Source organism: Kocuria sp. UBA1838, from assembly GCF_002338785.1.
Classification (GTDB): Bacteria; Actinomycetota; Actinomycetes; order Actinomycetales; family Micrococcaceae; genus Kocuria; species Kocuria marina.
The window spans coordinates 194,575-219,429 of record NZ_DDIY01000005.1 but is presented as its reverse complement, the minus strand read 5'-3'; the positions used below and the strand labels follow the sequence as shown (position 1 = coordinate 219,429).

21 protein-coding genes are annotated in these 24,855 nt (G+C 69.6%); 5 read left to right on the top strand and 16 right to left on the bottom strand.

The genetic code is table 11. The features are described 5' to 3' along the window. Window positions 1-80 precede the first annotated feature (80 nt). Window positions 81-1,436, bottom strand: a complete 1,356-nt coding sequence (hisS, locus tag B3I25_RS02780) for a histidine--tRNA ligase (RefSeq protein ID WP_098055905.1) — start codon at window positions 1,434-1,436, stop codon at window positions 81-83. A gap of 252 nt (window positions 1,437-1,688) precedes the next feature. Between hisS and B3I25_RS02775 the strand changes: the two genes are divergently transcribed. Together B3I25_RS02775 and B3I25_RS02770 are read left to right on the top strand one after the other, a co-directional pair. Beyond that, window positions 1,689-3,131: a DUF349 domain-containing protein gene (locus B3I25_RS02775; protein WP_231885505.1), complete on the top strand. Its 1,443-nt coding sequence runs from the start codon at window positions 1,689-1,691 to the stop codon at window positions 3,129-3,131. 227 nt (window positions 3,132-3,358) lie between these two features. Further along, window positions 3,359-3,982, top strand: a complete 624-nt coding sequence (locus tag B3I25_RS02770) for a type IV toxin-antitoxin system AbiEi family antitoxin (RefSeq protein ID WP_286737736.1) — start codon at window positions 3,359-3,361, stop codon at window positions 3,980-3,982. Here the strand turns inward: B3I25_RS02770 and B3I25_RS02765 are convergent. From B3I25_RS02765 to B3I25_RS02705, 13 genes are all read right to left on the bottom strand, one after another. Then, on the bottom strand, window positions 3,972-6,425 hold the full coding sequence (locus B3I25_RS02765; RefSeq protein ID WP_286737735.1) for a RelA/SpoT family protein: 2,454 nt from the start codon (window positions 6,423-6,425) through the stop codon (window positions 3,972-3,974). The genes B3I25_RS02770 and B3I25_RS02765 overlap by 11 nt on opposite strands. A 263-nt stretch (window positions 6,426-6,688) precedes the next feature. Then, window positions 6,689-7,723 (bottom strand): protein translocase subunit SecF, encoded by a 1,035-nt coding sequence (secF, locus tag B3I25_RS02760; RefSeq protein ID WP_286737734.1) that lies wholly within the window; start codon window positions 7,721-7,723, stop codon window positions 6,689-6,691. Beyond that, window positions 7,720-9,630 carry a protein translocase subunit SecD gene (gene secD, locus B3I25_RS02755; protein ID WP_286737733.1) on the bottom strand — a complete coding sequence of 637 codons (1,911 nt, stop codon included), beginning with the start codon at window positions 9,628-9,630 and terminating at the stop codon, window positions 7,720-7,722. Before secD ends, secF begins: the two co-directional genes overlap by 4 nt. Window positions 9,631-9,727: 97 nt before the next feature. Then, entirely contained in the window at window positions 9,728-10,300 is a 573-nt protein-coding gene (locus tag B3I25_RS02750; protein WP_286737732.1) for a preprotein translocase subunit YajC, read from the bottom strand. A gap of 104 nt (window positions 10,301-10,404) precedes the next feature. Next, a complete protein-coding gene (ruvB, locus tag B3I25_RS02745) occupies window positions 10,405-11,505 on the bottom strand; it encodes a Holliday junction branch migration DNA helicase RuvB (RefSeq protein ID WP_286737791.1) in 1,101 nt (366 codons plus the stop codon). Window positions 11,506-11,507: 2 nt separating this feature from the next. Continuing rightward, window positions 11,508-12,149 carry a Holliday junction branch migration protein RuvA gene (gene ruvA, locus B3I25_RS02740; protein ID WP_286737731.1) on the bottom strand — a complete coding sequence of 214 codons (642 nt, stop codon included), beginning with the start codon at window positions 12,147-12,149 and terminating at the stop codon, window positions 11,508-11,510. Between the two features lie 185 nt (window positions 12,150-12,334). Continuing rightward, window positions 12,335-13,060, bottom strand: a complete 726-nt coding sequence (gene ruvC / locus B3I25_RS02735) for a crossover junction endodeoxyribonuclease RuvC (protein ID WP_286737729.1) — start codon at window positions 13,058-13,060, stop codon at window positions 12,335-12,337. A 4-nt stretch (window positions 13,061-13,064) separates the two neighbouring features. After that, entirely contained in the window at window positions 13,065-13,826 is a 762-nt protein-coding gene (locus B3I25_RS02730; RefSeq protein ID WP_064846326.1) for a YebC/PmpR family DNA-binding transcriptional regulator, read from the bottom strand. An 86-nt stretch (window positions 13,827-13,912) separates the two neighbouring features. After that, the gene (locus B3I25_RS02725) at window positions 13,913-14,644 is read right to left on the bottom strand and encodes a type 1 glutamine amidotransferase (protein WP_286737728.1); all 732 of its coding nucleotides are present in this window, start codon (window positions 14,642-14,644) and stop codon (window positions 13,913-13,915) included. Window positions 14,645-14,653: 9 nt separating this feature from the next. Further along, on the bottom strand, window positions 14,654-15,967 hold the full coding sequence (locus B3I25_RS02720; protein ID WP_286737727.1) for a Mur ligase family protein: 1,314 nt from the start codon (window positions 15,965-15,967) through the stop codon (window positions 14,654-14,656). 53 nt (window positions 15,968-16,020) lie between these two features. Beyond that, window positions 16,021-16,596 carry an HIT family protein gene (locus B3I25_RS02715; RefSeq protein WP_144931830.1) on the bottom strand — a complete coding sequence of 192 codons (576 nt, stop codon included), beginning with the start codon at window positions 16,594-16,596 and terminating at the stop codon, window positions 16,021-16,023. Further along, on the bottom strand, window positions 16,593-18,725 hold the full coding sequence (thrS, locus tag B3I25_RS02710) for a threonine--tRNA ligase (protein WP_286737726.1): 2,133 nt from the start codon (window positions 18,723-18,725) through the stop codon (window positions 16,593-16,595). The genes B3I25_RS02715 and thrS overlap by 4 nt, the downstream gene beginning before the upstream one ends. A gap of 321 nt (window positions 18,726-19,046) precedes the next feature. After that, entirely contained in the window at window positions 19,047-19,928 is an 882-nt protein-coding gene (locus B3I25_RS02705) for a PRC and DUF2382 domain-containing protein (RefSeq protein ID WP_286737725.1), read from the bottom strand. 336 nt (window positions 19,929-20,264) lie between these two features. Here B3I25_RS02705 and B3I25_RS02700 point away from each other — a divergent pair, with 336 nt between their 5' ends. The 3 genes from B3I25_RS02700 (at window position 20,265) to B3I25_RS02690 (ending at window position 22,481) form a co-directional block, all read left to right on the top strand. Then, window positions 20,265-20,756 (top strand): NfeD family protein, encoded by a 492-nt coding sequence (locus B3I25_RS02700; protein WP_286737724.1) that lies wholly within the window; start codon window positions 20,265-20,267, stop codon window positions 20,754-20,756. Between the two features lie 50 nt (window positions 20,757-20,806). Next, a complete protein-coding gene (locus tag B3I25_RS02695) occupies window positions 20,807-22,027 on the top strand; it encodes an SPFH domain-containing protein (RefSeq protein ID WP_286737723.1) in 1,221 nt (406 codons plus the stop codon). A 118-nt stretch (window positions 22,028-22,145) separates the two neighbouring features. Beyond that, the gene (locus tag B3I25_RS02690; RefSeq protein ID WP_035961581.1) at window positions 22,146-22,481 is read left to right on the top strand and encodes an RNA polymerase-binding protein RbpA; all 336 of its coding nucleotides are present in this window, start codon (window positions 22,146-22,148) and stop codon (window positions 22,479-22,481) included. A 165-nt stretch (window positions 22,482-22,646) separates the two neighbouring features. On the opposite strand, the gene B3I25_RS02685 is transcribed toward B3I25_RS02690, so the two are convergent. Then, the gene (locus tag B3I25_RS02685; RefSeq protein ID WP_286737722.1) at window positions 22,647-23,387 is read right to left on the bottom strand and encodes a polyprenol monophosphomannose synthase; all 741 of its coding nucleotides are present in this window, start codon (window positions 23,385-23,387) and stop codon (window positions 22,647-22,649) included. 188 nt (window positions 23,388-23,575) lie between these two features. Continuing rightward, complete coding sequence (locus B3I25_RS02680; protein WP_286737720.1) at window positions 23,576-24,841, bottom strand: hypothetical protein; 1,266 nt, start codon at window positions 24,839-24,841, stop codon at window positions 23,576-23,578. Window positions 24,842-24,855 lie beyond the last annotated feature (14 nt).

Sequence of the window (24,855 nt, the reverse complement as noted above, 5' to 3'; positions counted from 1 at the left end):
GTCCCCGCGAGTCTACAAGCCGACGCCGCGAGCGCACGGCCGTCGCGCGCGGGCACGCCTCTCGGAGGACAGAGCCGGCGTCAGTCGTCCGTGGTGGCCGCGCGCAGCACCGTGGCGTGCAGGTCCTCGGCGGGCGGCTGCCACGATGCGGGGTCCGCGGCCACCTGCTCGCCCGAGCGGATGTCCTTGACCTCGTGGGTCGGGCTCCCGTCCTCGGCCACCGAGGAGAACCACACGAACGGGATGCCGCGGCGCTCGGCGTAGCGGATCTGCTTGCCGAACTTCTGGGCCGTGGCGGCCACCTCGGTCGCGATCCCGCGAGCGCGCAACTGCCCGGCGACGTCCTGCGCGGCGGACCATGATGCGTCGTCGTTCAGGGCCACGAGCACCGCGGAGGGCACCGAACGGGAGGCCTGGGCCATGGAGCGGGACAGGATCCGGGTGACCAACCGGGTCACACCGATCGACAGGCCCACACCGGGGTAAGTCTTCTTCCCGGAGGACGCGAGGGACTCGTAGCGACCGCCCGAGCACACGGAACCGAGCTGTTCGTGACCCACGAGGACCGTCTCGTACACGGTGCCTGTGTAGTAGTCCAGACCGCGGGCGATGGACAGGTCCGCCACGACCTTGCCGGGGGCGCGGCGGGAGGCCTCCCCCACGACCTCGGCGAGTTCGTTCAGGCCTTCGTCCAGCAGGTTGTTGCTCACACCGAGTTCCCGCACGCGCTCCACGAAGGACGTGTCGTCGGTGCGGATCGCCGCGAGGGACAGCGCGGCCTCCGCCTGCTCGGGCGTGGCACCCACCGTGTCCTGGAGATTCCGGGAGACCTGCTCGGCACCGATCTTTTCGAGCTTGTCGATCTCACGCAGCACCGCGGGGGCGTCCGTGAGACCCACACCGCGGTAGAAACCCTCGGCGAGCTTGCGGTTGTTGACCCGCAGCACGAACGGCGGGATGGGCAGCTCGGACAGCGCCTCGATCATCACGAGCGCGAGCTCCACGTCGTAGCGGAACGCGAGCGTGCCGTCCCCCACCACATCGATGTCCGCCTGGGTGAACTCGCGCGCCCGGCCCTCCTGGGGGCGCTCGCCGCGCCACACCTTCTGGATCTGGTAGCGGCGGAACGGGAACGTGAGGTAGCCACTGTTCTCCACGACGTAGCGGGCGAACGGCACGGTCAGGTCGAAGTGCAGCGCCAGCGCGTCCTCGCGCGAGGAGTCCTCGTCCTGTTGCAGCCGGGAGACCCCGTAGACCTCCTTGTCGATCTCACCCTTGCGCAGCAACTGCTCCACGGTCTCCACCGCGCGCGTCTCGATCGAGGAGAAGCCGTGGAGTTCGAAGGTCCTGCGCAGGGAGTCCAGCACGTGTTGCTCCACGATCCGTTCCTCCGGGAGCCATTCGGGGAAACCGGACAGAGACGTGGTGCGGGCCATGGGTGGGAACTCCTCGGTAGTGGGTCTCGGGCGGTCCGGGGCTCGGCCTGTGCGCCGTGGAAGCCCCGGGTCGCGAGGCGTCGTCGTACGAGCAACCCCCGGAACCGGGGCATGCGCGAGCGCGGACGGTGTCAGCTGCCAGTCTAAGCCGCGCGGCTCGATAGGATGGCCGGTGTCCACCATGGGAAACCCCACCGCGACGCCCGCAGCTGCGGGCAGCACCGGCGGGGTCGTGCAGAAAGAGTTGTAGCGGTGACAGAACGTCCTGAATCCGACGACCGCCGTCCCGTCCCGGGACCGGCCACCCCCGCGGCGTCCGCGCCCAAGCCCGCGGCGCCGTCGACCCCCAAACCCACCCCGAGCGCGGCACCCGCGCCCGCACCGGCGGCGGCTCAGCCACGTCCCGCGGAGGGCACCCACGCCGCGCTCGCCCCGGCCGATTCCGTGGAACGCGCTCGGGCCTTCGGCCGCGCGGACGAGAACGGCACCGTGTACGTGAGCGTGCAGGGCACCGAGTACGCGTGCGGGCAGTTCCCGGACGCCACGCCGGACGAGGCGCTCGCGTACTTCGCGCGCAAGTTCGACGACGCCGAGGCGCAGGTCGCACTGCTTGAACAGCGCATCGCCGCCAAGGCACCCGCCGGTGACATGCGCAAGACCGTGGACCACGTGCGCGAGCAGGTGGACGCGCACACCATGGTGGGCGATCTCACGGATCTCTCCACGCGCCTGGATACCCTCGAGGACGCGATCAAGGTGGCCCTGAACCGCGAACGCGAGGAGACCAAGGCCGCCAAGGCGCAGCAGCTCGCGCACCGCACCGCGATCGTGGAGGCCGCCGAGGAGGTCGCCGCGCAGGATCCCGCCAAGACGCAGTGGAAGCACTCGTCCGCGCGCATGGCGGAGCTGTTCTCGCAGTGGCAGGACCACCAGCGCTCGGGCGGACGCCTGCCCAAATCGGACGAGGACGCCCTGTGGAAGCGCTTCCGCAAGGCCCGCACCACGTTCGACCGGCACCGTAAGGCCTTCTTCTCGTCTCTGGACGAGACCAACGCCAAGGCCAAGCGCGTCAAGGAGGGCCTGATCAAGGAGGCCGAGGCGCTGTCCTCGTCCACCGAGTGGGGTGAGACCGCCGGGAAGTACCGAGAGCTCATGGACCGGTGGAAGGAGGCCCCGCGCGCGTCCCGCAAGGAGGACGACGCCTTGTGGGCCCGGTTCCGCGCCGCCCAGGACGCGTTCTTCTCCGCGCGCACCGCCGCGAACGAGCGGATCGACCAGGAGTACGCGGGCAACCTCACGGTCAAGGAGCAACTGCTCGCCGAGGCCAAGCAGATCCTGCCCGTCAAGGACCTCGACGCCGCCAAGAAGCAGCTCGCGTCCGTCCAGCAGCGCTGGGAGGAGGCCGGTAAGGTCCCGCGCGCCCACATGCGCCGCGTGGAGAACGAACTGCGCGCCGTGGAGGACGCCGTGAAGAAGGCCGAGGACGACCGCTGGCGGCGCACCGACCCCGAGACCAAGGCGCGCTCCAACTCCATGCTGTCCCAGCTGGAGAACAAGATCGCCGATCAGCGCGCTGCCCTCGAGGCCGCCCGTGCGGGTGGCAACACCAAGAGGGCCGCGTCCCTCGAGAAGGACCTGGCCACGAGCGAGCAGTGGCTCGCCACGCTGCAGGCCTCGGCGTCCGAACTGCGCTGATTTTCTGCCGCTGACTGCAGGAACGCCCCCGTCCCCGGTTTGCCCGGACGGGGGCGTTCCACTGGTTCCCAAGGGTGGGGGCGTTCCTCGCCTCGGCGCGCGATGCGTACGGCGCCGGCCCGCGCACCGTGGCGTGGGAGCGCGCCGCAGGTCTCGGTCCACGGGCGTTTCTCCACAATCGGTGCGCTGCCCTGCCCTTCCGGTTCGCCGTGGGGTGGGATGGGTCCATGACCTCCGTGCTCACCGCTCGCGGCACCACCGCGCCCCTCGTCCTGCTCCCGGGCCACCCGTTCAGCCGCGCCGAACTGAGCGCGATGACCGAGGACGGTTTGTTGCGCCGCGAACTGCTCGACGCCTACGTACCCGCGACCACCGCCCCCACGCTCCAGTTGCGAGCCACGGTGGTGAGCAGGGTCGTGCCCGGGCACCTGCAACGGCGGGGTGTGCTGGGGCGGCTCGGAGCCGCGTGGTTCTACCGCTGCGCACCCGAGCCCTCGCCCGTGACGATCCTCGTGGACAAGTCCGCGCGCACGACGACCACGGTGCCGCCGGGCCTCGTGATCCACCAGACGGGGTTCGCGCCGCGGGACCTCGTGGTCCACCACGGCATCACACTGACCACTCCCCTGCGCACCGCCGTGGACCTCGCGATACACGTCACCGGCCCGGCCGGCGACGCCGCTCTGCTCGCCCTACTGAGCGCACCGCGCCTGCACTGCTCACCGCAGCATCTGCTCGCCGAATTCGAGGCCCTGGCAAAGCTGCCGGGGCGCCGGGTCGCGATCGCCCGCGTCCGCAAGCTCGCACGGGCGCTCGAGGCCGGACGCGCGGGCGGACCCGTCAGGAGTTGACCGGGCGGTGTCCCGAGGTGCGGTAGACGTCGTAGACGCCGTCGATCCGGCGCACCTGGTTGAGCACGTGGTCCAGGTAGCGGGTGTCCCCCATCTCGAACGAGAACCGGGAGATCGCCAACCGGGACCGCGAGGTGTGCACCTGGGCCGAGAGGATGTTCACGTGGTTCTCCGACAGCGCCTTGGTCACGTCGTAGAGCAGGGACTTGCGGTCGAGGGCCTCCACCTGGATCTCCACGAGGAACAGGGAGGACTGGGTGGGCGCCCAGGAGACGTCCTTGATCCGGTCGTCGTCCTCCGGGATGACCCGCATGTTGGCGCAGTCCTTGCGGTGCACTGAGATCCCGGACCCGCGCGTGACGAAACCCACGATCTTGTCCGGGGGCACCGGGGTGCAGCACCGGGCGATCTTGACGTAGACGTCCGAGGCCCCCTGCACGAGCACACCCGCGTCCAAGACGCCGGGGCGCACGGGGTGGGTCACCCGCGTGGTCTCGGCGAGGTCCTCCTCGGTGCCCTCGGCCCCGCCCAGGTGTTGCAACAACTTGTCGACGACCTGGTGGGCGCCCACGGCGTCCGAACCGATGGCTTCGTAGAGCGCCGCCACGTCGCCGCGGTTGAAGTCCTGGGCCACCGCGAGCAGCGCTTCGCTCGTGACCGTGCGCTGCAGCGGGAGGTGGTGTTTGCGCAGCGCCCGGGTGAGCTGGTCCTTGCCCCGCTCGATCGCTTCCTCGCGGCGTTCCTTGGAGAACCACTGCCGGATCTTGGTGCGCGCCCGCGGGGAGCCCACGAACTTGAGCCAGTCCTGGGACGGAGCGGCCTGTTCCGACTTGGACGTGAGGATCTCCACGCGGTCCCCGTGCTGCAGCCGGGAGGACAGCGGGGCGAGCTTGCCGTTGACGCGCGCGCCGATCGTGCGGTTGCCCACCTCGGTGTGCACCGCGTACGCGAAGTCCACCGGCGTGGACCCCGTGGGCAGGGCCATGACCTCGCCCTTGGGCGTGAACACGTACACCTCGGCGGTGTTGATCTGATAGCGCAGCGAGTCCAGGAAGTCCGAGGAGTCCTTGGCCTCCTCCTGCCACGACACCAGGGAGCTGAGCCAGTTCAGCTCACCCTCCTTGGCCTTGGGGGTCACGGAGTTCGCCTGGTTGACCTTGTCCTTGTACTTCCAGTGCGCGGCCACGCCGTACTCGGCGCGGCGGTGCATCTCGTGGGTGCGGATCTGGATCTCCACGGGACGCCCCGCGGGCCCGATCACCGTGGTGTGCAAGGACTGGTACATATTGAACTTGGGCATGGCGATGTAGTCCTTGAACCGCCCGGGCAGCGGCCGCCACTTGGCATGCAGCACGCCCAACGCCGCGTAGCATTCGCGCACGGAGTTCACGAGCACGCGCGCGGCCTGCAGGTCGTGGATCTCGTCGAAGTCCTTACCCCGCACGATCATCTTCTGGTAGATCGAGTAGTAGTGCTTCGGCCGGCCCGTGATGGTGGCCTCGATGCCGGAGGCGTCCAGCGCCTCGGCGATCTGACCGCGGATCTCCGCGAGGTGACGCTCGCGCTCGGGGGTGCGTTCCCCCACCATGCGCACGATCTCCTCGTAGACCTTGGGGTGCAGGGCCGCGAAGGACAGGTCCTCGAGCTCCCACTTGATCGTGTTCATGCCCAGTCGGTGGGCCAGCGGCGCGAAGATCTCGAGGGTCTCGCGCGCCTTGCGCCCGGAGGACTCGGAGGACACGAAGCGCCACGTCCGGGCGTTGTGCAAACGGTCCGCGAGTTTGATGACCAACACGCGGATGTCCTTGGCCATGGCCACGATCATCTTGCGCACGGTCTCCGCCTGCGCGTTCTCCCCGTATTGGATCTTGTCCAGCTTGGTCACGCCGTCCACGAGCGCGGCGACTTCCTCGCCGAACTCCTCGCGCACCTGCTGGAGAGTGTAGGACGTGTCCTCCACGGTGTCGTGCAGTAGACCGGCCACGAGCGTGGCACCGGTCATCCCGAGTTCCGCGAGGATCGTGGTCACGGCCACCGGGTGGGTGATGTACGGGTCCCCGGACTTGCGCTTTTGTCCCTCGTGGTGGGTGTCCGCGACCGTGAAGGCCCGCTCCAGGACCGAGAGGTCCTCCTCGGGATGCGTGTTCTGCACCGTGCGCAGCAGGGGCACCAGGATGGGCGAGCTCGGGACCGATTCACCGCTGAGCACCGAGAGGGTCGAGCGGGTGCGTTCACTGCGCCCCGGGAAGACCGCCCGCCCGAACACGGGCCGAGAGGCGGGTAGGACGAAATGGGTGCCCCCGAAGTCACCGCGCGCGACACTCGGGCGAGCGGGCGGGGCGGCATTGGGACGGGACGCCTCTTGAGCGGAGGGCGCGCCGGAGGACGTGACCGCGGAGCCCACGGGTGCCTGGGCACCACCGTTCTCGGACTGGCTGGACATGATCCGTGGCCTCCTCATCGTCGCCGCGACCGCGGGAAGCCGGACATGAGCCCCCGCGGGCTGATGTCCCAGTCTAAGCCCGCGCCGACACGCCGCGGACAACGGTGCGGATGTGCCACGGACACGGTACGGACGCGCCGCGGACGCAGTGCTCACGTACCGCGGACGCGGTCCTGAGTGACGTAGCCGCCCGCACCGTTCGGTCACAGCGCTCGTGGCCGGTCATGCCATGCGCGACCGGCCACGAGTGCGAGGGTGTCGCGTCAGACCTCGACGGGATCCGCGCTCACCGGAGGGGCCTCGCCCGTGCGGTGCTCGAGCACCCGGCGGGTCTGCTCCCGCACGCCGGCTTCGCGGTCTCGCAACCACGAGTACAGGGGTGCGGCCACGAACAGCGTGGCGAGCGTGCCCACGATGATGCCCACGAACAGGGACAGCGAGAGGTCCTTCAACGTTCCGGCCCCGAGCAGATACGCACCGATGAACAGGATGGACCCCACGGGGAGGATGCCCACCACGGACGTGTTGATCGAGCGCACGAGGGTCTGGTTCACGGCCAGGTTGACCTGTTCCCCGAACGTGCGTTTCCTGCGTTCCTCCGGGGCGCTGCCGCCCACGAGCCCCGCGGTGTTCTCACGCACCTTGTCGAAGACCACCACGGAGTCGTAGAGCGAGTAGGACAGCACCGTGAGGAAGCCGATCACCGCGGAGGGGGTGATCTCGAAACCCACCAGGGAGTACACACCCGCGGTGATGACGATCGTGAAGAGCATGGCCGCGATCGCGGCCACGGACATCTTCCACGTGCGGAAGTACAGCGCCATGAGTGCGAGCGCGAGCACCACGAAGATCACGAGCCCCCACAGGGCCTGTCGGGTGACACCCTGGCCCCACGTGGGTCCCACGAAGTTGGAGGTCACCTGGTCCTCGCCCACGCCGTAGGCGTCCTGCAACTTGTTCTTCAGGGTCAGGGTCTGGTCGTCGTCGAGCTGCTGGGTCTGCACCCGCACAGTGCCCGGGGCGATGTTCGTCACGGTGGCCTCGTGGGCACCGGGGGTCTCGGCGACCGCCCGCTCGCCCAGGGAGACGTCCGTGGTGGGCACGTCCGAGACCGTGAACTCGGAGCCGCCCGTGAAGTCGATCCCCAGGTTGAACCCGCCCTTGATCACGGGGATCAGCACGGAGATCACCACGAGGGCCAGGCTCACGGCGAGCCACGGTCCCCGCTTCTGGACGAAGGGGTAGGACCTGCGCCCGCTGTGCAGGTCATTGCCGAAACGCGCGAGTCGGTTGCTCATCGCTGGGTCTCCTCGGAATCGGGACGGGCGGTGGCCGCGGTGGAGCCGACGGACGCGTTCCCGTGGGCTCCGGCGGTGGACGACGGCGCTGCGCTCGCCTGCTGTGCTGCGCGGCGTCGTCGTTCGGCGATCGTGAGACCGTCACCGTCCTCGGGGCTGCGCAGCCGGCCGGCGCCGCGGTAGAGCGGGACGGCGTCGAGCGCTTCGGGGTCCAGACCGGAGTGCCGCGCGCCGTTGCCGAAGTAGCGCGTGCGTGCGAGCAACACCATGATCGGGTGGGTGAACAGGAACACGACCAGCAGGTCCGCGATCGCGGTGAGACCGAGCGTGAACGCGAAGCCGCGCACATTGCCCACGGCCACGAAGTAGAGCACCACGGCGGCCAACAGGTTCACGGCCTTGGACGCGAGCACCGTCTGGCGCGCGCGTTGCCAGCCGTGGTCCACGGCGGCCGGGATCGTACGCCCGGCGCGGATCTCGTCACGGATGCGTTCGAAGTACACGATGAACGAGTCCGCGGTCTGACCGATCGCCACCACGAGACCCGCGACGCCGGCCAGGGACAGCCGGTAGTTCGCGCCCCACCCCAGCAGGGTGATGGCCAGGTAGGTCACGACACCGGCCACGACGAGTGAGGCGATGGTCACGAGACCCAACCAGCGGTACTGGAACAGCGAGTAGATGCACACGAGCGCCAGACCGATCAGCCCCGCGATGATGCCCATCCGCAACTGGTTACTGCCCAGGGTTGCGGAGATCTGCTGCTCGGAGTCGATCGAGAAGGACACCGGCAGCGCACCGTACTTCAACTGCTCGGACAGGAACTTGGCCTCGTCCTCGGTGAAGTTGCCGGTGATCTGCGCACGACCGTCCGTGATCACGGCGTTCATGGTCGGCGCGGAGACCACGGAACCGTCCAGCACGATCGCGAACCGGTTGCGTGCACCGTTCTGTCCACCCTGGCCGAGTCCGTAGAGCCGTTCGGAAAGTTCCTTGAAGGTCTGCGTGCCCTCGTCGTTGAACTGCAGGTTCACGGCGAACCCGCCCGTCGCGTGGCCCTGGGAGTTGGACGCCTGTGCGTAGGACGCCGTGGCGATGTCCGTGCCGGGGATCTCGACGGGGCCCAGGATGAACTTGGCGTTGCTCAGCGGATCGCACGCCACGATCGCCTTGTCCTGCGGCTGGGAGGCGCGCTCCTCCTGGGGCCGCGGCGCGCTGCAGTCGAGCGCCTCGTACCTGGCGAAGAGATCCCGCGTGACCCACTTGGGGTCGGACGAGTTCTCGGGCTCACCCTCCGGTTGGGGGATCGACGTGGGGTCGGTGCGCTGGTTCTCCGGGGTGGCCGCGCCGGCGCCTGAGACGATCACGGGACGGAACGCCATCTGCGCGGAGGTCTGGATCAGCTCACGCGTCTCGGACGAGGGCACACCGGGCATCGACACCACGATGTTGCGCCCGGACTGCGTGGTGATCTCCGCCTCGGAGACACCCGTACCGTCCACGCGCTGGCGGATGATCTCGACTGCCTGGTCGAGCTGCTCCTGGGAGATGTCCTGACCGGAGTTTTCCCCCTGCAGCGTGGGCGAGAGCACCATCTGCGTGCCACCCTCGAGATCCAGCGCCAGTTTGGGCGCCCACCCGGTGCGGTCGGTCGTCACACCGTAGACGAGCACCCCGGCGAGGATCGCGATCACCGCTGCAAGGGCCACCAGTGCCTTGCGCGCCGCCGACGCCCCCGCTCCGGAGCGGGGGCGCCGCTTCGCGGTACCCCCGCTCCTACCGGACGTGCCGTTCGCCGCTGCGGTCCCGTTCCCGGGGGTCCCCTCCGACGTGCTGGAGGCCCTGGTGCGCCGCCAACGGGACCCGCCACGCGATCCCGGGGTCTGCGCCTTCTTCTCTGCTGCCATTGGTGTCCTTCAACGTGTCCTCGACCGGGGCCGCGGCCCGGTCGACACATGAGAAACGGGCCGAGGTCCTCGGCCCGTGTCCCGGTGGGGGGGGGAATCAGGTAGTGGGGTTACCGCGATCGTCGCGGTCGCGGGCGTCGCGCCAGGCCCGTTGCGAGGCATCCGGGGCCGCCGCGCCCGGTGTGGTGCCGGGCTGGGCGGCGCCGCGCTGGGTAGGGCCCTGCTCGCCGGCGGCCGTGGAACCGTCCACGGGGTCGACCGGGTCGACGCGATGCGCAGAACCGGCCGCCTCGGGGGTACCGGCCTGCACGGACTCCGCCTCGACCACGCCGGGGGCGGCGGTGGCCGCGGACTCGGCGGGCAGCTCGTCCACCACGGTGGTCACGGTCTGGGAGTGCACCGTGACGAGCTGGCCCGGGGAGACCTCCAGGACTGCCTTGTTGTTCTCTCGGTCCATGTCCCGCAGGGTGCCGTAGAGACCGAAGCTCGTCATCACGCGCGTACCCGGCTCCATGGTGGCCTGCTTGGCCTTCATCTGGGCCTGGGCCTTCTTCTGTCGGCGCATGGGCAGCCACAGCAGCAGGACCATGACCACGAGCATCACGGGCAGGAACCATGCGGTTCCGGCGCCGCCACCGGCAGCGTCCTGGGTCTGAGCGAGGATGGTCACGAAGGATCCGTTCTGTCGAGGTGCACGTACAGCGCGACCGGGCACGACTGCGCAGGGGTGCGAAGGTCCCGGCCGATCCTCCCCAGCTTAGGGGATGGATCTGGTCACGTGCTGGACGGATCCTCCGAGTCCGGTTCGGTGACGAGCGCGGTTTTCAGCGCCGGGTCCTTGAACGCAGCGTGCTCCGGGACGTCGAGTCCCAGGTGCTCCCACGCCGTGGCCATGGCGATCCGCCCGCGCGGGGTGCGACCGAGCAGGCCCTCGCGGACCAGGAATGGTTCCGCGACGGTCTCGACCGTCTCGGTCTCCTCCCCCACGGCGATCGCCAGGGTGGACAACCCCACGGGGCCGCCGTTGAACTTGTTCACCAGGGCTGAGAGCACGTTGCGGTCCAAGCGGTCCAGACCCCGGGCGTCCACCTCGTACATGTCGAGTGCGGATCCGGCGGCCCGCGCGTCGATGCGCTCCACGCCGTGCACGAGCGCCCAGTCCCGCACGCGCCGCAGCAGTCGGTTGGCGATACGAGGGGTGCCGCGTGAGCGCGATGCGACCTCCGTGAACGCCTCGCTCGTCATGGTGAGGTCGAGCAGCCCGGCCGAACGACGCAGCACGAGCTCGAGTTCCTCGACGGAGTAGAACTCCAGGTGACCCGTGAAGCCGAACCGGTCGCGCAGTGGCCCGGGCAGCAGCCCCGCGCGGGTGGTGGCACCCACGAGCGTGAACGGGGGCAGGTCCAGCGGGATGGACGTGGCGCCGGCGCCCTTGCCCACCACGATGTCCACGCGGAAGTCCTCCATGGCCATGTACAGCATTTCCTCCGCGGGCCGGGACATCCGGTGGATCTCGTCCAGGAACAGCACCTCCCCGTGGGTCAGGGAGGACAGGATGGCCGCGAGGTCACCGGCGTGCTGGATCGCGGGACCGGACGAGATCCGCAGGGGGACATCCAGCTCCTGCGCGATGATCATGGCCAGGGTCGTCTTGCCGAGGCCTGGAGGCCCGGACAGCAGCACGTGGTCCGCGGTGCGCCCGCGCAGCTTGGAGGCCTCGAGCACGAGGGACAGCTGTGCCCGTACCCGCTTCTGCCCCACGAAGTCGTGCAGGGTCCCCGGGCGCAGGGACGCCTCGAGCTGCTGGTCGTCGTAGTCGCCCTCGGCGCCCACGAGACGTTGTTGGCCCACCGATCCACGTTCCTCCACGGCCATGCTCACCGCCCCCTGGTCCGCGGGTGGGACGTGGCCTTGGCGGTGCCGAGCCAGGACAGCACGGCGCGCAGGATCTCGGCCACGTTGGCGGACTCTGCCAGTTCCGGCTGGGTCTCGAGGGCGTCGTCGATCCCGCGGGCCGCGTCCTTCTCGCTCCAGCCCAGACCCGTGAGAGCGTCCACGACCTGCTCACGCCACACCTGCATGCCGGGCTGTGCGCTCTGCTGCGGCGCGGGGTCCGGCAGGACGAGCTTGTCCGCGAGTTCCAGGACGATGCGCCGCGCGGACTTCGGTCCGATCCCGGGGACGGCCGTGAAGGCCTTGTCGTCGCCGGCGGCGATCGCGCGCCGGGCGTCGTCGGGCCCGAGGACAGAGACCGCGGCGAGCGCGGTGCGCGGGCCCACCCCGGAGACCCCGAGCATGACGGAGAAGATCTCCTTCTCGTCCGCCTGGGCGAAACCGAACAGCACCGGCGCCTCGTCCTTGCGGGCGATGTACGCGGTGTGCAGGTGCGCGGTGGCACCGACCCGCAGCCCGGCGAGCGTGCGGGGGCTCGCGTTGACCTCGATGCCGAAGCCCGAGACCTCCACCACGGCGAGCGTGGCCCCCACGAAGCGCACCTCACCGGTTATCGAGGCGATCACGGTGCCCCTCCCCTCCCACGGCCGCCGGCCGAGAACATCGGTGTGTCCGAACGCGCCGCGACCTGGGGGCAGGACGTGGTGCGCCGTTCGAACACGTGTACGAATTCCTGCCCGTCACTGTACCAAGCGTCGGGGACACCCAGAACGTGTGCTCCTGCTCGTGAGGCGGGCCCGCAACGGGAGGCTCAGGACACCCGGCCGCGCCGCCCGCGGGTACCGGTCGCTGCGCCCGGCGCGCGGGACGCGGCCGTACCGGATGCGCGGGGCGCAGTGGCACCGGGGGCTCGCGACGCGGTCTCGGCGCGTCGCCACGCCTGCTGCGCCGGAGTCAGTGCGGCACCCCGGCGGGTCTGCATCGGGCGCGAACCCGAGTGGGTGGACGTGCGCTCGGCCGCGTTGACACCGGCCATCCCACCGCGCCACCCGTGGCACACGGCCAGGGCCAGCGCGTCGGCGGCGTCCGCGGGCCGCGGCGGGGCGTCCAGGCGCAGGATGCGCACGACCATGCGGTTCACCGATTCCTTGTCCGCGGAGCCGTCCCCGGTGACCGCGGCCTTGACCTCGGACGGGGTGTGCCACGCGACCGGGATGCCCCGCACCGCGGCCGCGGCGATCACGACGCCCGTGGCCTGGGCCGTGCCCACGACCGTGGGAGCGTTGTTCTGCGCGAACACGCGTTCCACGGCCACGACGTCCGGGCGGAAGCGGTCCATGAGTTCCTCGGCGGCCCGCATGATCGACAGCACGCGGTGTTCGAGGGCCTCGTGCGCGCGCGTCCCGCTCACCTGGACGTGCACGAACGTCCCGGTGCGCTGCGCGGACATGTCCACCACGGCGAAACCACACCGGGTGAGACCGGGGTCCACCGCGAGCACGCGCTGTTGGGACTGCCGGGCCACCACGGGACTCACGGAATTACTCGTCGTCCTCGAGCACGGCCATGACCTCGGCCGGGATGTTGGCATTCGAGTAGACGTTCTGCACGTCGTCGAGCTCCTCGACCGCGTCCGCGAGCTTGAGGAACTTGCGGGCGCCCTCGGCGTCCAGGTCCACCTTCATGGTGGGGCGGAACTGGGGGTCGTCGTTGTTGTACTCGAGACCGGCCTCGTCCAGGGCGGTGCGGATCGCGGGCAGGTCGGTCGCCTCGCTGACCACCTCGAAGTCGTCGGACTCGTCGAGCACTTCCTCGGCGCCGGCGTCGAGCACGGCCATCAGGACGTCGTCCTCGGTGAGACCGTCCGTCTTGGCGACCTCCACCACGCCCTTGCGCTCGAACAGGTACGCCACGGAACCGGAGTCCGCCATGGTGCCGCCGTGGCGGGTCACGGCCACGCGCACCTCGGAGGCCGCGCGGTTCTTGTTGTCCGTGAGGCACTCGATGTACAGCGCGGTGCCTTGCGGGCCGCGGGCCTCATAGAGGATCTCGGTGTAGTCGATCGTCTCGCCCGTGAGCCCGGCGCCGCGCTTGATCGCGCGGTCGATGTTGTCGTTGGGCACCGAGTTCTTCTTGGCCTTGGAGACCGCGAGTTCGAGTGCGGGGTTACCCGAGGTGTCCGCGCCGCCCATGCGGGCCGCGACCTCGATCCCCTTGATGTACTTGGCGAACGCCTTGGCGCGCTTGGCGTCAATCGCCGCCTTCTTGTGCTTGGTCGTGGCCCACTTGGAGTGACCTGACATGAATGACCTCCTCGAAAGAATGCGTCCGGCCCCTGCGGACCGGACACGGATCGACCTCCATGATAACGAGCGCGGGGCGGGGCCCGTCAGCGCGGGCGCGACGCGGCGACGTCGCGGGCGCGCTGGGCGAGCGTGTCGTCGAGTTCCCCCTCCGGCAGGGTCTCGCCGCGCAGCTCGAGTGCCGCCGCGAGCAGGAAGTCCGCGACACGCGGGTTCTTGGGCAGCAGCGACCCATGCAGGTAGCTGCCCAGCACGTTCGCGGTGCGCGCACCCTCCGTGGCGTCCTGCCCGTTGTTGCCGGCCCCCGAGACGACACTCGCGAGGGGCTGTTGCCCGGCGCCCAGGTGGGTGAGCCCCGAGTGGTTCTCGTAGCCGACGATCGTGCCCAGGTCCGCGGACTCGGTCACGATGTTGCCGATCAGCCGTTCCGGACCGGCCACCGTTTCGAGGTCGAAGATCCCGATCCCGGACAGTGTCTCCCCGGTCCCCGTGCGGAAACTGTGCCCGAAGAGCTGGTAGAGCCCGCAGATCGCGAGCATGGGCACGCCTCGGGCCACGGCCTCGTGCAGTCGCGGTGCCACCACGGCGAGGTCGTCGGCCACGCGGAACTGTCCCGAGTCCTGTCCTCCGCCGCCTACGAAGAGGTCGGCGTTCTCGGGCCACGGGTCGCCGGGGTTGTAGTCCACGATCTCGGTCTCGAGGCCGTGGCGTTCGGCGCGGCGCTTGAGCGTGAGTGTGTTGCCCCAGTCGCCGTAGATGTTCATGTCCCGGGGGTAGAGCTGCACGATGCGCAGCGCCCCGGCGGTGTCGTGTGCCACGGTGTCCTCCTAGATGGCCGCCACGTGCGTCATGTCGCCCAGGATCCTGCGCAGGGAGAGCATGGCCGTGTACGTGCAGAAGATTCTCATGGGGCGCTCCCCCGAGTCCGCGATGAACCGGCGTAGCGCGTCCTCGAGGTCCGGTTCCACCGTGGCCACGCGCACGAGGTCGTAGTCCAGGCGCAGCGCCATGTCCCACGCGCGCACGCCCGAGACCATGTCCACGCCGCCGTCGCGCAGCGCGTCGAAGTCCACGTCCCACAGCCACGAGACGTCCCGGCCGTCCGCGTACTGGTCGTTGATCGCGATCATCGTGGCGTAGTCCTGCGCGGAGGCCGAGGCCAGGGAGAGCCGGAAGCCCGCGGGGTTCTTCACGAGCAGCAACTGCAGGGGCTTGTCCTGGACCGTGATGGTCTCCCCGCGACCGAACGCCGGGGTGACCTCCCCCAGTTCGGCCACCAGGGAGGGGACGTCCGCGGCGTCGCCGAGCACCTGCAAGCTCGTGGCGAGGGCGGCCGCGGCGTTGTACTGGTTGTAGACGCCGTACAGGTCCACCGTGGCGTCGTGCTTGCGCCCGCGCACGTCGAGTTCCACGCTGCGCGCGTTCACGGCCTCGAGCACGACGTCGGCGTCGGGCCGACGCGCGGACGGCACGTCCGAGTCCTGGGCGCCGGGGTCCACCTGCCGTAGCCCGTCACGCATGTCGTCGTCGGACGGGAACATGGGGCGCAGTGCGTCCGAGAGCCCGAACCAGCTCACGGCGGTGTCCTCGGTCACGTCCTGGGCGAGGCTCGCGATCCGAGGGTCCTCGCGGTTGAGCACGATCGTGCCCGTGGTGGCGCGCGCGACCTGGCTCAGCATCCGGCGCGTGGTGTCGATCTCCCCGAACCGGTCGAGCTGGTCCCGCATCACATTGAGCAACAGCGAGATCCGGGGCCGGACTTGCCTCACGAAGTGCACCGCGTGGGCCTCGTCCAGCTCAAGCACCGCGACGTCCGCCACGAGCCGACCGAACGCGTCCATCTCCGCGAGCAGGGACGCCGCGACACCGCGCACGAAGTTGGAGCCCGTGCGATTGGTGAACACGCGCAGTCCTTGTGAACGCAACAACTGGACGGTCATCTTGGTCGTGGTGGTCTTGCCGTTGGTGCCGCTGATCACCACCACGCCGAGTGGCAGCTTGGCGAGCTCCTCCGCGACGAACCCGGGGTGCAGTTTCTCCATGACCAGGCCGGGGAAGGCGGAGCCACCGCCGCGCAGGCTCGACGCCCAGCGCACCCCCTGGCCGAGGACACGTACGAGTGGTCGGGACATGGTCTCCATCCTAGTGAGCGGGCGGATTCGCCCGGCGGGGCGGTCCGGGGCCCGCGGGGGGGTCAGTCCCGGGGCCACGCGCGGGCGATGTCCTCGCGCGTGGCCGCCAGGGTCTGAATGAGGGGTTTGGTGTGGGCGACGACGGGCATGAAGTTCGCGTCCCCCGTCCAGCGCGGGACCACGTGTTGGTGCAGGTGCTCGGACAGCGAACCGCCGGCGGCCTGGCCCAGGTTGAGTCCCACATTGAACGCCGCGGGGCTGGCGACGTCCCGGATCACGAGGACCACGGTGCGGGTCAGCGTGTTGAGCTCCCACAGTTCGTCGTCCGTGAGCTCCGTGAGCTCCGCCACGTGGCGGTACGGGCACACGAGTACGTGGCCCGGGTTGTACGGGAAGAGGTTGAGCACCGCGAAGCAGTGCTCCCCGCGGTGGACGATCAGCGCGTCCTCGTCCGAGCGGCCCGGCGCGGTGCAGAACGGGCAGCCCGGAGGCTGCTCCACGGACGTCTCCTCCCCGCGCACGTACGCCAACCGGTGCGGGGTCCACAGCCGTTGGAAACCGTCCGGGTCGCCGGGCAGTTCGAACTCGTCCCGGCTCACGCCCTCCCCGTCCGACGCCGCGGCGTCCGGGGCACTCACGACTGTCCCGACGCCGCGTCACCCGCCGCGGTGTCGGCCGCGACGGCGCCGTCCCCTGCGGCCGGGGCCTCCGGGGTGTCCTGCGCGGGCGCCGTGGGGTCCGCGTTCTGACGCCGATCGATGTGGCCCGTGATCAGTTCCACCGCGTCCTGCTGGGACACTCCGTTGTACTGCGAGCCATCGCGGAAGCGGAACGAGACGGTACCGGCCTCGGCGTCGTCGCCCCCGGCGATCACGACGAACGGGATCTTGTCCTTGGAGGCCGTGCGGATCTTCTTGGGGAACCGGTCCGAGGACGTGTCCACCTCCACACGTACGCCGCGTTCGCGCAAGGCCTGAGCGAACTCGTCGAGGTAGTCGTCGAAGGCGTCCGCCACGGGGATCGCCCGGACCTGGGTGGGCGATAGCCACACCGGGAACGCCCCCGCGTAGTGCTCGGTGAGCACGCCCATGAACCGCTCCACGGACCCGAACAGGGCCCGGTGGATCATCACGGGCCGGCGCCGGGTGCCGTCCGACGCCTGGTACTCGAGGTCGAAGCGCTCGGGGAGGTTGAAGTCGAGCTGGATCGTGGACATCTGCCACGTGCGCCCGATCGCGTCCCGCGCCTGCACGGAGATCTTCGGACCGTAGAACGCCGCTCCCCCGGGATCCGGTACGAGCTGCAGACCGGAGTCCTGGGCGACCTCCTGCAGGGTGCGGGTGGCCTCGTCCCAGATCTCGTCCGAACCCACGAATTTCTCCGGGTCCTTGGTGGACAGCTCCAGGTAGAAGTCGTCCAGACCGTAGTCCTTGAGCAGGGACAGCACGAAGTTCAGGGTGCTGGTCAGCTCGTCCTTCATCTGCTCACGCGTGCAGTAGATGTGGGCGTCGTCCTGCGTCATCCCACGCACACGCGTGAGGCCGTGGATCACACCGGACTTCTCGTAGCGGTAGACCGCACCGAACTCGAACAACCGCAGCGGCAGTTCCCGGTAGGAACGGCCCCGGGAGCGGTAGATCAGGTTGTGCATGGGGCAGTTCATGGGCTTGAGGTAGTAGTCCTGGCCCGGTTTGGTCAGCTCACCCGTGGCCGGGTCGCGCTCCTCGTCCACGTGCATGGGAGGGAACATACCGTCCCGGTACCAGTCCAGGTGACCCGAGACCTCGTAGAGATGACCCTTGGTGATGTGGGGCGTGTAGACGAACTCGTACCCGGCCTGGGCGTGGCGCTCGCGGGAGTAGTCCTCCATCTCCTTGCGGATGATCCCGCCCTTGGGGTGGAACACCGGCAGCCCGGAGCCCAGTTCGTCCGGGAAGGAGAACAGGTCCAGTTCCACACCCAGCTTGCGGTGGTCGCGGCGCTCGGCCTCTGCCAATCGTTCCTTGTACTCGCGCAGTTCGTCCTTGGTGGGCCATGCCGTGCCGTAGATCCGCTGCAGCTGCTTGTTCTTCTCGCTCCCGCGCCAGTACGCGGCGGCCGAACGCATCAACGCGTAGCCGTTGCCGATGTGCTTGGTGTCCGGCAGGTGCGGGCCGCGGCACAGGTCCCGCCACACCACGTCCCCGCTCTTACGGTCCAGGTTGTCGTAGATCGTGAGGTCACCGGCGGCCACCTCCACCGAGGCACCCTCCGCGGACTCGTCCATGGCACCGGAGCCGGGACCGCCGGCCAGGTCGATGAGTTCGAGCTTGTACGGCTCGTCCGCCATCTCCGCCCGGGCAGCGTCCTCGTTCACGCTACGCCGGCGGAAGATCTGGTTCTTGTTCACGATCTTGAGCATCGACTTCTCGAGCTTCTTCAGATCGTCCGGGGTGAACGGCTCCTCGACGTCGAAGTCGAAGTAGAACCCGTCCGTGATGTAGGGCCCGATCCCCAGTTTCGCGTCCGGGCGCAGCTCCTGCACGGCCTGGGCCATCACGTGGGCCGTGGAGTGGCGCAGCACCTCGAGGCCCTCGGGGTCACCGATCAGCACGCGCTCCACGGTGTCCCCGTCCCGCAGCTCGGTCGCGAGGTCCTTGAGCTCACCGTTGACGTGCGCCACCACGACGTCGCGCTGCTCGCTGTACAGCTCCGCGGCCGTGGTGCCCTGGTCCACGGTGCGTGACTCGCCGTCCACCGTCAACCGCAGGGAAGGGGCATCCGTCATGGTGTTTCTCCTCGTCAGATCTTGTGTGCGCCCGCCCGTACCGGGGGCGGGCCGTCGTGCAGGACTCGCGCGCTGGACGCGCCGACGACCTCATTGATGCTACCGCCCCGGCCCCGCCGCCACGAAGACGGGCACGACGCCGCTGCGGGGCCGCGTCCGTGCGGACCGCGCCTCTCCGGCCGAGCCGGCCGCCTCCACGACAGCGCGGTGCGCGGACGCGGGCGTGCCCCGGCGCGGTTGTACCCGGACATGGTTGTACCCCGGGCCGGAACCCGGGGTACAACCGTCAGTGCTCACACGGCGTCAGCCGCGCGCCGCGGATCAGCGGCGGGGAGCCTCGCCGTCACGGCCGAGGTCACCACGATCGACGTCGGTCTCGACATCGACCTGTTCCTTGCGGACGTCGGCCTCGACGCGCTGGGTCTCCTGGACGGTCTGCTTGTTCAGCCCGACCTCTTCCACGGCCACGGCTTCCTTCTGGACCACGGGACGCTCCTCGCGCAGGGTCACGTCCACCTCTTCCTCACCAATGGTGCCGTTGTCCACGCGAGCGTTCGTGTCGTTGATCGGCGTGCGCTCGACGGTGACCTCTTCGCGCTCGACGGGGACGTCCACGGTCTCGTGGTCGGTCACGACGTACTTGCGCAGGCGGGCGTGGCCGGCCTCGCGCTCCTGCGTGCCCACGTTGAGGCGCTCCTCGTGGCGGACCACGGAGGCCTCGTCACCGGCGGTCGCGGCGACGTCGCGGCGGTCCTGGTCCACGGCGTCGCGGTCACGATCGGCAACATCGCGATCGGCAACATCGCGGTCGGCGGCGGCGGTGCCGGCGACACCCGCGGTACCAGCGGCAGCGGTGGTGCGATCACGATCGGTGCCCGCGGTACGGCCGTCGTCGTAGTTCAGCTCGTAGTAGCGGTACAGCTCCTCTTCCTCGGCCGGGGAGAGGTGCTGGTCGGCGTCGACCTTCGGAGCGTCCTTGATGACGTCCTTGGTGTAGGGCAGGACCACACGGTCGCCGTCCTGACGAGCGCCCTTCACAGGAACGAAGTTCTCCTTGGCGCCGAACAGACCGGTGTTGACGGTCAGGAACGTCGGCTCGCCCGAGTTGTCGTCCAGGAAGACCTGCTCGACCTTGCCGATCTTGTCACCGTCGGAACCGTAGGCCGTGCTGGACAGAATTGCATTCACGTCGAACGTGGTCATCGCATTAACTCCTCAGTAAGTCTCTGCTGCCGGCGCACGGTTTGTGCGCCGTAGGCCGCCGCACCCGCAATGGGTGTGTGGTCTGGCTTCGTGACCCATATTACGACCCACATAGTGACGCGCTACTGATTTCCCGCACGTTTCTCTCACGGGGAAACCGGCGCGCCATTGCCGCGGGAACGCCGCGGCATGTGATTACCAGCGGCACTGGCGTGGGGCCTGCGGGATCACGTCGGTGTCGTAGGGCACAATGGGCTGGACCACGTGAGATGGATCCCCGGGCTCGCACCGGGGCATCCGAGAACCGATGACACCGGACGAGGACGGAGCCGCACCGTGTGGGACGCACTGGTCAACAATCCCTGGATCCTGTGGCTGATCGTGATGCTGGTGCTCGCAGCCATCGAGATGCTCACCCTGGACTTCCTCTTTCTCATGATGTCGCTCGCCGCCCTGGTCACCGCTGGCGTGAGCCTGGTCGTGGACAGTTTCACCGCGCAGGTGGTGATGTTCGCGCTGGTGTCGGTGCTGCTGATCTTCTTGATCCGCCCGATCGCCCTGCGACGTCTCAACAGGTCCACGCCCACGACCCGCTCCAACACCGATCGCCTCATCGGGCTGCGGTGCATGACGCTGGAGCCCGTGAGCCAGCACAGCGGCCTGGTGCGCCTGGAGGGGGACATCTGGACCGCCCGCACCGCCACGGCCGCCGCCCTGCCCGAGGGTAGCACCGCCTACGTCCACCGCATCGAGGGGGCCACCGCGGTCGTCGCGGACGTGGCCCCGGTGCCCACGCAGACCAACCCCGGGCGCGGCGTCCGACCCTGACCCCGGACGAGCGCCCCAGCGCACCGCCGAACCCCCACCGAAAGGACCCCATGTCCATCGTCATCATCGTCCTGTTGGCCGTGGTGGTGCTCGCCGCGGTCATCGCCCTTATCAAAGCGGTGCGGATCGTCCCGCAGTCGCGCGCGGGCATCGTGGAGCGACTGGGCAAGTACCAGTCCACCCTCAATCCCGGGCTGCACTTCCTCATCCCCTTCATCGACCGGTTGCTGCCCCTGATCGACCTGCGCGAACAGGTCGTGCCGTTCCCCGCCCAGTCCGTGATCACCGAGGACAACCTGGTCGTGGGCATCGACACCGTGGTCTACTTCCAGGTCACTGATCCCCGCGCCGCCACGTACGAGATCACCAATTACATCCAGGCCGTGGACGAGCTCACGAGCGCCACGCTGCGTAACGTGGTGGGTGGGTTGAACCTCGAGGAGACCCTGACCTCCCGCGACAAGATCAACGCGGAGCTGCGCGGCGTACTGGATTCCACGACCGGGCGCTGGGGCATCCGGATCTCCCGCGTGGACATCAAGGAGATCACTCCCCCGCCATCCATCCAGGACTCCATGGAGAAGCAGATGCGCGCCGAGCGTGACCGCCGCGCCGCGATCCTCACCGCCGAGGGCGAGAAGCAGTCCCAGATCCTCACCGCCGAGGGTGAACGTCAGGCCGCCGTGCTCTCTGCGGAGGGTGACGCGAAGGCCGCGATCCTGCGCGCGGACGGTGAAGCGCAGGCCATCGCCAAGGTATTCGACTCGATCCACCGCGCCCGCCCCACCCAAAAGCTGTTGGCGTACCAGTACATCCAGACCCTGCCCAAGGTCGCCGAGGGCACGGCCAACAAGGTGTGGATGATCCCCGCCGAGCTGAGCACCGCGCTGCGCGGTGTGGGTTCCTACCTCAACCCCGGTGCGTCGGACGGCCCCGAGGACGACGAGTACGAGGACGAGGCCCCCGTGGCACCGGACCTGCCGGAGAGCGCCCCCATCGTGGAGCACGAGACCGTCAAGGTCACCGAGAAGGACCTGGAACCGGACCTCACCTTGACGGACCCGAGCGAGTTCGAGATGCCGGATTCGCCCTACACGTCCCCGATCGCCCAGGAGGCCGCCGATCCCCACGTGGACGAGGTCAACCTGCCGGTCACGGACTCGGAACCCACGACCGCCGGCACCACCGGGACGGATGCCGAGTCCGGCTCGTTGCCCCGGCACGCCCGCCCGGAGGCCCCCGAGACCGATCCGGGGAATGAATCCCGCTGACTCCCCGTTACGCTGGGAAATGAAGGGTGGGCCCGCGAGGACGGGACGCCGGGTGTGAACGCACCGCAGCGTCGTCGTCCCGCGGCCCACGAAAAAGTACGTCGGGAAGGATCGTCGCGTGAGTGATCGCAGCCTACGAGGGATGCGCCTGGGCTCCCAGTCCATGGAAACCGAGGCCGGGGTGGAGCCCGCGCCGCGTCAGCGCGTGGAATACCGCACCGCGGACGGCGAGTCCGTGTCCGTGATGTTCGCGGCGGAGGCGGAGATCCCCCCGGTGTGGACCACCAAGACCGGCCAGGAAGCCATCCTGGTCAACGGTGAGAAACCCGAGAACCCCAACGAGAAGCACCAGCGCTCCCACTGGGACATGCTCCTGGAGCGGCGCAGCATGGAAGAACTCGAGCAGACCCTCGAGCAGCGGCTGGCGTTCTACAAGGAGCAGCACGCCCTCTGATTCCCCCGGGCGGTCGGTGATCGACCGCCGACACACCGACGGAACGACCCCCGCCCGATGGGCGGGGGTCGTTCCGTCGGACGAACAGCAGGTGCGTGCGAGCCGATGCCGACGCGGTGGCTCGAACCGACCCGCGAGCCGGCCGGGCACGGAGCAGCGGCCCGGTCAGCGGCCCAGGCCCAGCTTCCCGGCGAGCGTGCGCGCACGGGCCGTGAGGCCCCACTTGGCCACGCTCGTGGCGGCCTCCACGGTGACGTCGTTGCTCATCTTGGACGCACCCTCCTCGCGTTCGACGAACGTGATGGGCACCTCCACGATCTTCAGCCCCAGGCGCTCGGCGCGCCACGCGAGGTCGATCTGGAAGCAGTAGCCGCGCGAGCGGACCGAGTCCAGGTCCAGGGCCCGTAGCGTGGTGTCCCGGTAGGCGCGGAAGCCACCCGTGATGTCGTGGATGGACGTGCCCAGCAGGACACGCGAGTAGATGTTGCCACCGCGCGAGATCAGCTGTCGCTGCAGCGGCCAGTTCTCGGTGCGCCCACCCGGGACGTAGCGCGAACCGATGGCCATGTCCGCGCCCTGCTCCACGGCGTCGAGCAGCAACGGCAACTGCTCGGGCTGGTGGGAGCAGTCCGCGTCCATCTCCACGAGGACGTCGTAGTCGCGCTCGAGACCCCACGCGAAACCGGCCAGGTACGCGGGCCCCAGGCCCTCCTTGGCGGGTCGTTGCAGGACGTGGATGTTGCCGTCATGCTCGGCCATGGCATCAGCCATGTCACCGGTACCGTCCGGGCTGTTGTCGTCGGCGACCAGCACGTGAGCGTCCGGCACGGCGGCGCGCAGCCGCTTGATGACCGTGGGCAACGATTCACGTTCGTTGTACGTGGGGATGATGGTGAGAACTCGCACCGGGCGTCCTTTCATGCCGCTGGCAGCCGGGCACCCGAGCCCGGACAGACCACTGGGCGGGCCCATCCGCCTTCGGACCAGAGCGGCCCGAAGGGCGCGCGCTGTTTTCTAAGGACGGATGAACCCACCCGGCAGTAAGAACTCAGTCTAACGTCAGGGGCGATCAGGACCAAGATGGAAACGCGACGTCATGGGCGCGGTTCCGCGCCGCTCACGAGCGTCCCGGCCACCACGGTGGCCTCGCACCGCGGCAAGCGGGAATCGTCGAGCGCGGGCAGGACGGGCGTGCGCGCCCGCGGGTCCGTGCTCCACGACGCACCCGTGCCCTGGGCCTGTTGCACCATGACGGATTCGGCGTCCCACACCGCGAGCGTGGCCTCCGCGCCCGGTGCGAGCTGCCCCGCGAGGGGTGTGCCCCCGCGGTGAGCGCGCCACACCCCGCGGGTCAGAGCCAGGAACGCAGCGCGCGCGGAGGTGCGCAGGTGCTCGTCGGGTGCCTCGAGGGCCGCCTTGACGGCGGTCCACGGATTGGGGTCGTCGGTCATGAGCGTCACGGGCACACCGGCACGGGACAGGTCCCGCAGCGGCGCCCGTCCGGGCACGCACGAGACGGTGATCGCCAGATCGGCCAGGCGTTCGCACTGGGCCTCGGACAACTGTTCGACGCCCACGATCCGGTGCCCCCGCGCATGGAACGCCCGGCCGCCGAGTTCCTCCACGGCGGCGTCCGCGGCGTCCAGCAACGCGTCAACGCGGGGATCCCCTGACGACGACGACGCATCTTCCGTCGACGCCTCGTCCTCCCCCGCGGTCTCGTCCGGATCGTCCTCGGGGCGGTCGTTGCCGGAGGCGTCGCTCCCGGACAACTCGTTCCCGGACAGTCGGCTTCCGGACGGGTCGTTCCCGAACGAGCCACTCTCCGACGCGCCGTCCCCGGACGGGGGCAGAACAAGCACCGCTTGCAGCCCCACTCGCGTGCATGCCACGAGGTGCTCCCGCGCGGCATCGGCCAGAGCAGCGGGATCACCGAACGGAGCGGCGTCGAACCCCAGGGCGGGCCACGGCAGTGCCGAGGGGTCGAGCTCGTCGGTGTCCCGCGCGCGGCGCACCAGGATCGGCAGGGCGTGCAGCCCGTCCGCGCGGACCTCCCGCGTCGCGGCGTCGAGCGCGTCGGGGTCCGAGCTCACCAGTTCCACGGCTCCGTAGCCGTGCTCGACGCGCGGAAGCTGCCCGGACCCGACCACTCGGTGGTGGGCGACGAACGCGGGGGTGACCACCGCGGCCCGCAGGTCTCCCGGGGTGACGTCCGCGCCGGCCATGGCCCGGGCGGCGTCGTCGGAACCGACCCACGCCACGGTCGCGCCGTCCAGGAGGATGGCGGTGGCGAACGGGTCAGCGGGCGAGTACACCGATCCGTTGATCCACACCCGCACGGCTTGTTGTTCTGACTTCACGTGATTCCCTCCGA